We start from the raw sequence: 6,563 nt of genomic DNA, 5'->3' as shown, positions 1-6,563 counted from the left end.
CTCTGCGGGATTTTTTTTGCCTGCTGAAAAATCACGCGACTATCAAATCGACCATCAAACGATGTGCGCCATTCAATGGACGTTCATGCTTGTCCGGGGCTGTCGGTGGACGGGGCGTTTTTTCCCACGAGCGGCGCATCATGGCAGCTATTCCCTTTCGGGAAGACTCGGAACTGATCACAAGTCCGCATTGTCCGCCCTGCTACGGCGACATTAGGGTGCGGAGCGTGATTCCAGGTCTATTTCCGTCGGCCACCGCACTTTGGGGGCCAGGTGGCGTGCGAGATTGAAGTTCACACCTTCGTTGTTCCAGTCGCGAGGTGGGCGAGGGAATTGAGGTAGCGCCTGAGGGCCTTGCTGCATGAACAACAGGGCCATGGCCCAGTACATCTCGCCTTGCATGGTTCCGTGGGCGAAATGGAAGCGGTCGATGACCTGATGTGTGCCGGGTTTCACCACGGCAATGCTGACCGATTCGATCAAGCCGCCGGTGCCCATGGGACCATAAACGCTGCATACCTCGGCGCGCAGGTCATCCCAGTCGTAGACTTCCGTGCGCACTCCCCAGCCACTGCGGCTAAAGGGCCGTAGCCCATCGTGGTGGAAACGATAGACGTAGACTTTGCGGCGCAGGCGGTTGAAGCGGATGGGTTCGTCGCGGGGGGCTTGCACGTCCATTCGCCAAGCGTACACACCACCCCAAATTCCAATAATGAACAATATCGGGATGGTAAGAGTGACGATTAAGGAGGGAGATTCCCATGTTTCAAGTGGAAAGAAGATCGTGAATGGAGCACAGGACAATGCGAAAAATAATGCTGCAAGCCATGGTCCGGCCCCTCGTGTTCGGACTGTAGAGCGCCGCAATTCAAGGTAAGTGTGGTCTACATGATTGGGTGAGTTTGACAGTACTGGTGGATAAGGCTTGAGGTTAGGTGCCTCGTTTGGTTTTGGCAGATCGCGCTTCCAGCCGGGGGCCGGTGGGTCGAGCAAAGGTTCGGTGAAGAACATCATTGACCTCCGGAAGGGTTAGAGGTTGGAGTAGGTAGTCAGGGTGAGCGCCGCATAGCCCTCGTGACGAAAATAAATCCGTCACCTTTTTGTCAGGGTGAGCGTGGCACCAGCGCGTGACGCAATATTTCATGGGATCAGCGGCCTGCATCCTCAATGGAACGAGGAAACCTTGGCTCGTAACACAACAGCAGGGAGACCCAATGGCCACAGGCATGCACAAGGATCAACGGCAGTAACAGGCCATAGATCGGYACGAAGATCCACAGCTGAGGRATTTTYACGAACCGGCTGTCCAGTTGCCACACGGCCATGAAAGAGCGCCACGGCCAGGGRAATTTGCCGATGAGTTTTTTGGGTTTGGGCGCCGCTTCCGGMCCCTCTTCCATGTAGCGCCGRATGTATTCCCAGAACGCCAASAGTTCGGAGGCGTTACGGGTTGGCTTGCCCACGAAGGTGATTTCGAAGTCGTCCTTGAGATGGCCGTCGGCGTCACGGACGGAGTGGGTTTCTTTGTCCCATCCCAGCATGACGAAGCCTCCGGTGCCGTCCAGTTCGGACATCTTYGGGTTGATRCAGACTTCGGCGGTGTCCCAGTCCAAGGCGACAATGCCTCCCAGGTGTTTGGGGCGAAGCAGGTAGATCTTGCGGGTGAYGCGGTTGAAGCGGACGATCAGGCGYCGGGCGGTGAATGCTTCGAGTCGTAAGTAGCGAAAGACGTATTTTATGTAAAGATACAGAGAAGTTATAGGAATTAATGGAATGATATGCAGCGAAATAAAATCAATAATGCTAAGCGGAGTACTCTCGGAACCTTTGTGTTCGTTATAGTAATACGTGGCGAGGAAATAAAATGCAAGGAAGAACATCCATAGTAGTCCTGCGCCGACTCCGCCCACTATTAAGGTTATCAGTCCGCGCTTCTCATCGTTTGGAGTGCGGACATCAATGTAAGTTGGATTGTAATTATACAGTGACTCATTATCTGTAATAGCTTTCGAAATTGTTTGTGTTACACGAATGGGAGGCAGCTTTTCATTGGTCYCTTTTTGTAGGTCGGCTTCTCTTCCTAATGCTTCGTAATCAGTCGTCGCACGTCCGTCATACATGAGCCATTCAAAAAAATACATTAGAGGGTTGCCTCGATAGCTTTGTGGAAATTTTTTAGTTCTTGCTCTACGGATTTGGGGGTTCCATTGTCTCGATCTTTTCGAAAAGTACAGTGGTTCAAGTAATTCTGAAGCTCATTGGGGAGCAGCATTTCTAACGCGACGGAAGCGGCGAAAATCACCAGGTTGATTCGTATGCACCAACGCAGCATAAAAGCCATTTTCAATGCGAGTTGTGTGGACGTCTGATGGGCATATACCAAAAAACGATTTCGTCCATGTATCTGGATTAGTCGTTCCAAATACGGGGCAGCAGCTGCCAATCCGATGGCTATTGAAAAGAGGGCGGATCCAGCTTGGGCAGCAGCACGCATGAAATATACTAGGGATAAAGAGTGGTTTTCTCGAAGATGGGCTTTTTTGGCGTCGGATAAATCAAAAACCATCCCGGCTGCTGCCGCCCCCCCCGCCAACACCCCCGCCATCAACTTCAACTGACTCCCCATCACCCGCCCGGCCTGGCGAATCGCCGTGTTATGACTTCGCTCGGCCAACCCCACCGCCACCGCCCCCAACTCCAGCCCGACCGCCGACACCGCGAGCATGGCGGCCGTCAGCTCGATGTACTCGCGCGTGCCTTTGTCCGCCTTTTCTGCCTTCAGCTTCAGGTTCCAGACCTCCAGCAAGGCCAGGGTGCTGCCCAAGCGCACTTCCAGCATGGGCCCGGCGGCGCCCGCGGCCAGCGAGTCGCCGAAGCTCTTGTGGGCGGCCAGGCTTATTTTCGCCTTGACCCCCTGGCTGAGCGGCATGGTCCTGCTTTCGAAATGCAGTTGCTCYCCCARWTGGCCCAGCCTCGCCTTGAACACYAGGGCCAGCGCGGTGTTGAGCGGGCCGTCCAGCCTGGACGCCGCGCTGYTTTGCAGCAGGCGGGTACCGAAGGTGTTGGTCAGCAGCACCGCGCCGCTGAGTCGGATGGCAGAGGGCGGCGTATTGAGGCTGACCTCGCCGACCAGCGCGTGGGCTTTGGCGTAGATATCGACCAGCGACTTGCTCAAGGCTTGCAGCTGAGCGCCGTCCAGGGTCGGCAGTTGCGAGCGTTGGGCGAGCAACAGATTGATCTGTTCGATGGCCTGGGTCTGATTCTGGGCAAGCCCGCGCCAAAACCAGTTGTTCGGCGTCGTGCCGTCGAGGGCGCTCCAGCTGTCGATTTGCGCCTCGCCCAGGGCGGTACTGTTCATGCCGGCAACGGCCACGCCCAGTTGCGCTTCGAACGCCAGGCCGTTGCCGCTGTCTTTGGCATCGTAGTAGGCAAAAGCCTCGAGCAACGCGGTGCTGTTGAGCCACTGCAAATGATCGGCGGCGCGCTGGTCCTTGATCGCATCGGCTTGGGCGACGGCCGCATCAAACTCTGCCATGAAGGCCTGCAGCCGCGCTTCGTCGACCGACGGCGCGTAGCGTTTCGCCCAGCTGTCGTGGCGCGCGTGCTCGATGTCGTCGCGCTCCTGGCGCTGTTGGTCGGCGGGGTTGCGGAAACTGCGGTAGCTGCCCATCGACGCCGTGACCATGTGGACGTTGCTGCTGGCGTACTCGCGGTCGGTGTACCGCACGCCAAGCGCGTTGGCGTGGTTGACGTAGCGTTGCTCGGCTTGTTCGGCGAGGGTGAGCTTGAGGTTTTCGAGGCCGAAGGCGATGGTGTGTTTGCGCTGGTTGTCGATGCCTTCGCCGTCGGTTTTGCGCATGAAGGTTTCGAGCGTCTCCACGCTCTGATTGCGCCAGGCATTGAGCTCCTGGGTGATGCCGATCGGGTCGTCCAACACCACGGCAAAACCCTGCGCCTGGGTCGCTGTTGCGCCAAGCCGCGTGGCCACACCCGCCAGGGCCGAGAATCCGGCCGGGGGCGCAAACAGTTGCTCGCCAAGGCGGGTCATCAAGGGCGGGGAGGTCGGCCCAAGCAGGTCGGCGACGCTACTGTCCAGCGCCTGGGCCTCGATGATGTGCGCGGTGTGGCTGCAGCTTTGGATCAGTTGGCGGATATCGACCTTGCGCAGGGTGTTGCGCAGCCGCGGTTGCGTGCGGATCTCGGCGAGCAGGCGCGGCGTCAGCAGGTCCGGGGTGAACAGCAGCCGGGCTTCGTTGACGTCTTCAGGATCGCTGACCTGGATGACCCGATCGCCGAAGTCCGGCAGGCCGCCCAGCCCCAGGTCGTCCGGGGTGGCGGGCCACACGGCCTTGCACAAGCCGCTGCTGTAGGTTTGATAGGCGCCCTCGCATACCCAGTCGGTCGCGGTGCGGTGGATGAACACATAAAGATACCCCTCGCGCAGTGCGCGCACGGTATAGCGCGCGGTGGTCAGGGGCAGGCTGGCGAGGGGCTCCGCCTGGGCCAGGGCAGGAGGCAGGGCCGATTCGGTGTGCCCGATCACGGCATAGCGCAGCGGCAGCAGGGACACCGAGCGTTTACAGCTGACGCAGGGACTGTTGCCTTCGGTGCTGAACGTTTGCCGGGCGACGAAGTTGAGCAGGTCGGTCGGGGCGGTCATGGTCGTGCTCCCTGGAGAAACAACTGGCCCAGGCGTCCTTCGCCCCGGGCGCTACGCTGCAGCGCGGCATGCCAGTGGGCAGTGCCGTGCAAGCGTTGGGGGGTGTGTTGGAGGGTGAGGATGATGAAATCGGTCAGGTTGTGATGGTCAATCAATCCCAGGCTCTTTCCTTGGCTGAGCAGCGACTCGATCAGCGCCAGACGCACTCCATGGCACGGGCTACTGAATAAAGTGGGTGAGGTTTCGTTGAGTGTTTCCAGTAGCCGGAAAGGCAGGGGGTCACTTTCCAATGCTTGCCATAACGCGGCGTCCATCACCAATCGCGGGGCGGCAACGATCGGGATTGACCGTGCTCCTCCGCGGATTCGATGCCACTGTTCCTGGCTTGGAGTGGCCCCACGGCACCACCAGGACACAACGGGTGCGAGCAGCCACTCTCTCCACTGCTCGGGCGCATGGCGCACGAGCTTCGGCGTGACACGGCTGTCGTAGTAGCGCAACAAGTAACGCTCGCTGTCTTGCGTGTCGACAATCGTGGCCTGACTCAGATGTCGGGCCAGCACATCGGCGCTCACAGTGCTGGTAATCCATGCGACGATGGTATTGCTGTCATAGCGCGCAAGACTGTCGATCAGTGCGCCATGGCCCTTGCGAGTGGCCTCACGTGGACATGCCAAGTGCGGGCCCAATGGCCTGAGCTGTTCCAGGCCGGGAGCCAGAAGCAGTGGTTGCAGATCAAAGCCTGGATGGTCCGTCAGTTTTTGCCGGGTTTCCTGAGGTAATGTCGCCATATCGATCAACGCGACGAGATATCGCGGACGGGGGACGTCGTGCGCGTAAAGGTCGTTGGTCAGTGCCGTCAGCAGTTCACCGGGAATCATGCGTCCACCTTCACGAGGGCTTTATGCTCACGGGCGGCCTTGAGCCAGCAGCCAACACAGATCGGTTCGCCGGTTGTCGGCACGCCACTAAGGATGAGTGAGTGTCCTGCGCCTTTAGCGTTAAGTTGCGTCGGCCCATTCAGGTAGATGGCAATCCCGCTGAGGGTGATGCCATTGGCATCCAGGGTAATGCTACCGCCGGGGCCTTGTAGAACGAGGCTCTCGCTGGTTTGCAGCTGATAGGTCGTGGTTTTGGTGCCTATGCCTTGCGCGGCAGAGATATGTTGGGAACCCTGAATGACCTGTTCGGCGTTACCGCCAATTTCCATGCGGTGATTGACTGCAATCGTGTCGTGTCGATCATTGCCAATGGTCTCGACCCGGTCTTTGCCAATGCTGATCTGGTGGTTGCGACCGAAACTCTGCACTCGATCTCGACCTACGCTGTGATAGTGGTCCTGAGCGATGCTTATCCGTTCGTCATTGCCCACCTGTTCCTTGCGGTCGTGGCCTACCTCTATCTGCTCGTCATGCCCGACTTTCTCACTGCGGTCATTACCCACAAACGTTGTGTTGTCATGTTTGATATGGACGTTCTTGTCCTTTTCGGCATGGATGTACACCTCTTCCTGCCCCAGCTCATCCTCAAAACGCAGCTCATTGAAGCCCTCTCCCTTATGGGTACGGCTCTTGATGGTCATCCGCGTTTTGTGTTTGGGCAGTTCATAGGGCGGCAGATTGGTCTCGCGGTAGGCGCGGCCCGTGGCGATCGGCTGATCCGGATCGCCATCCAGGAAGCTGATGATCAGCTCCTGATTCACCCGGGGCACGGCCATGGCGCCCCAGGTCGCACCGGCCCAGCCCTGGGCCACACGGATCCAGCACGAACTCTGATCGTTGTTCTTGTCCGAACGGTCCCACGGGAACTGCACCTTGACCCGGCCCCATTCATCGCAATAAATCTCTTCCCCTGGCGGGCCGACTACCGTGGCGATCTGCGGGCCGTCGATGCAGGGTTTGTC

The 6,563-nt window shown here is 58.6% G+C and carries 6 protein-coding genes; 1 reads left to right on the top strand and 5 read right to left on the bottom strand.

The features are described from left to right. The coding region (locus ACXRVY_RS13875; RefSeq protein WP_458237584.1) for a hypothetical protein at window positions 1-217 on the top strand (217 nt) is incomplete at its 5' end. On the opposite strand, the gene ACXRVY_RS13870 is transcribed toward ACXRVY_RS13875, so the two are convergent. The 5 genes from ACXRVY_RS13870 to ACXRVY_RS13850 form a co-directional block, all read right to left on the bottom strand. After that, window positions 214-1,011 (bottom strand): DUF6708 domain-containing protein, encoded by a 798-nt coding sequence (locus ACXRVY_RS13870; RefSeq protein ID WP_457266121.1) that lies wholly within the window; start codon window positions 1,009-1,011, stop codon window positions 214-216. The genes ACXRVY_RS13875 and ACXRVY_RS13870 overlap by 4 nt on opposite strands. Before the next feature lie 137 nt (window positions 1,012-1,148). Continuing rightward, window positions 1,149-2,141: a DUF6708 domain-containing protein gene (locus ACXRVY_RS13865; RefSeq protein WP_458237583.1), complete on the bottom strand. Its 993-nt coding sequence runs from the start codon at window positions 2,139-2,141 to the stop codon at window positions 1,149-1,151. After that, on the bottom strand, window positions 2,141-4,660 hold the full coding sequence (locus ACXRVY_RS13860; RefSeq protein ID WP_458237582.1) for a T6SS effector BTH_I2691 family protein: 2,520 nt from the start codon (window positions 4,658-4,660) through the stop codon (window positions 2,141-2,143). The genes ACXRVY_RS13865 and ACXRVY_RS13860 overlap by 1 nt, the downstream gene beginning before the upstream one ends. After that, window positions 4,657-5,541 carry a DUF4123 domain-containing protein gene (locus ACXRVY_RS13855; protein WP_458237581.1) on the bottom strand — a complete coding sequence of 295 codons (885 nt, stop codon included), beginning with the start codon at window positions 5,539-5,541 and terminating at the stop codon, window positions 4,657-4,659. Before ACXRVY_RS13855 ends, ACXRVY_RS13860 begins: the two co-directional genes overlap by 4 nt. Continuing rightward, a partial coding sequence (locus tag ACXRVY_RS13850; protein WP_458237580.1) for a type VI secretion system Vgr family protein occupies window positions 5,538-6,563 on the bottom strand: 1,026 nt, incomplete at its 5' end. The genes ACXRVY_RS13850 and ACXRVY_RS13855, both read right to left, overlap by 4 nt.

The organism is Pseudomonas sp. P5_A2_2, assembly GCF_054177685.1.
Note: the sequence above shows the minus strand (reverse complement) of the source record. Positions and strands in the feature narration are given on the sequence as shown.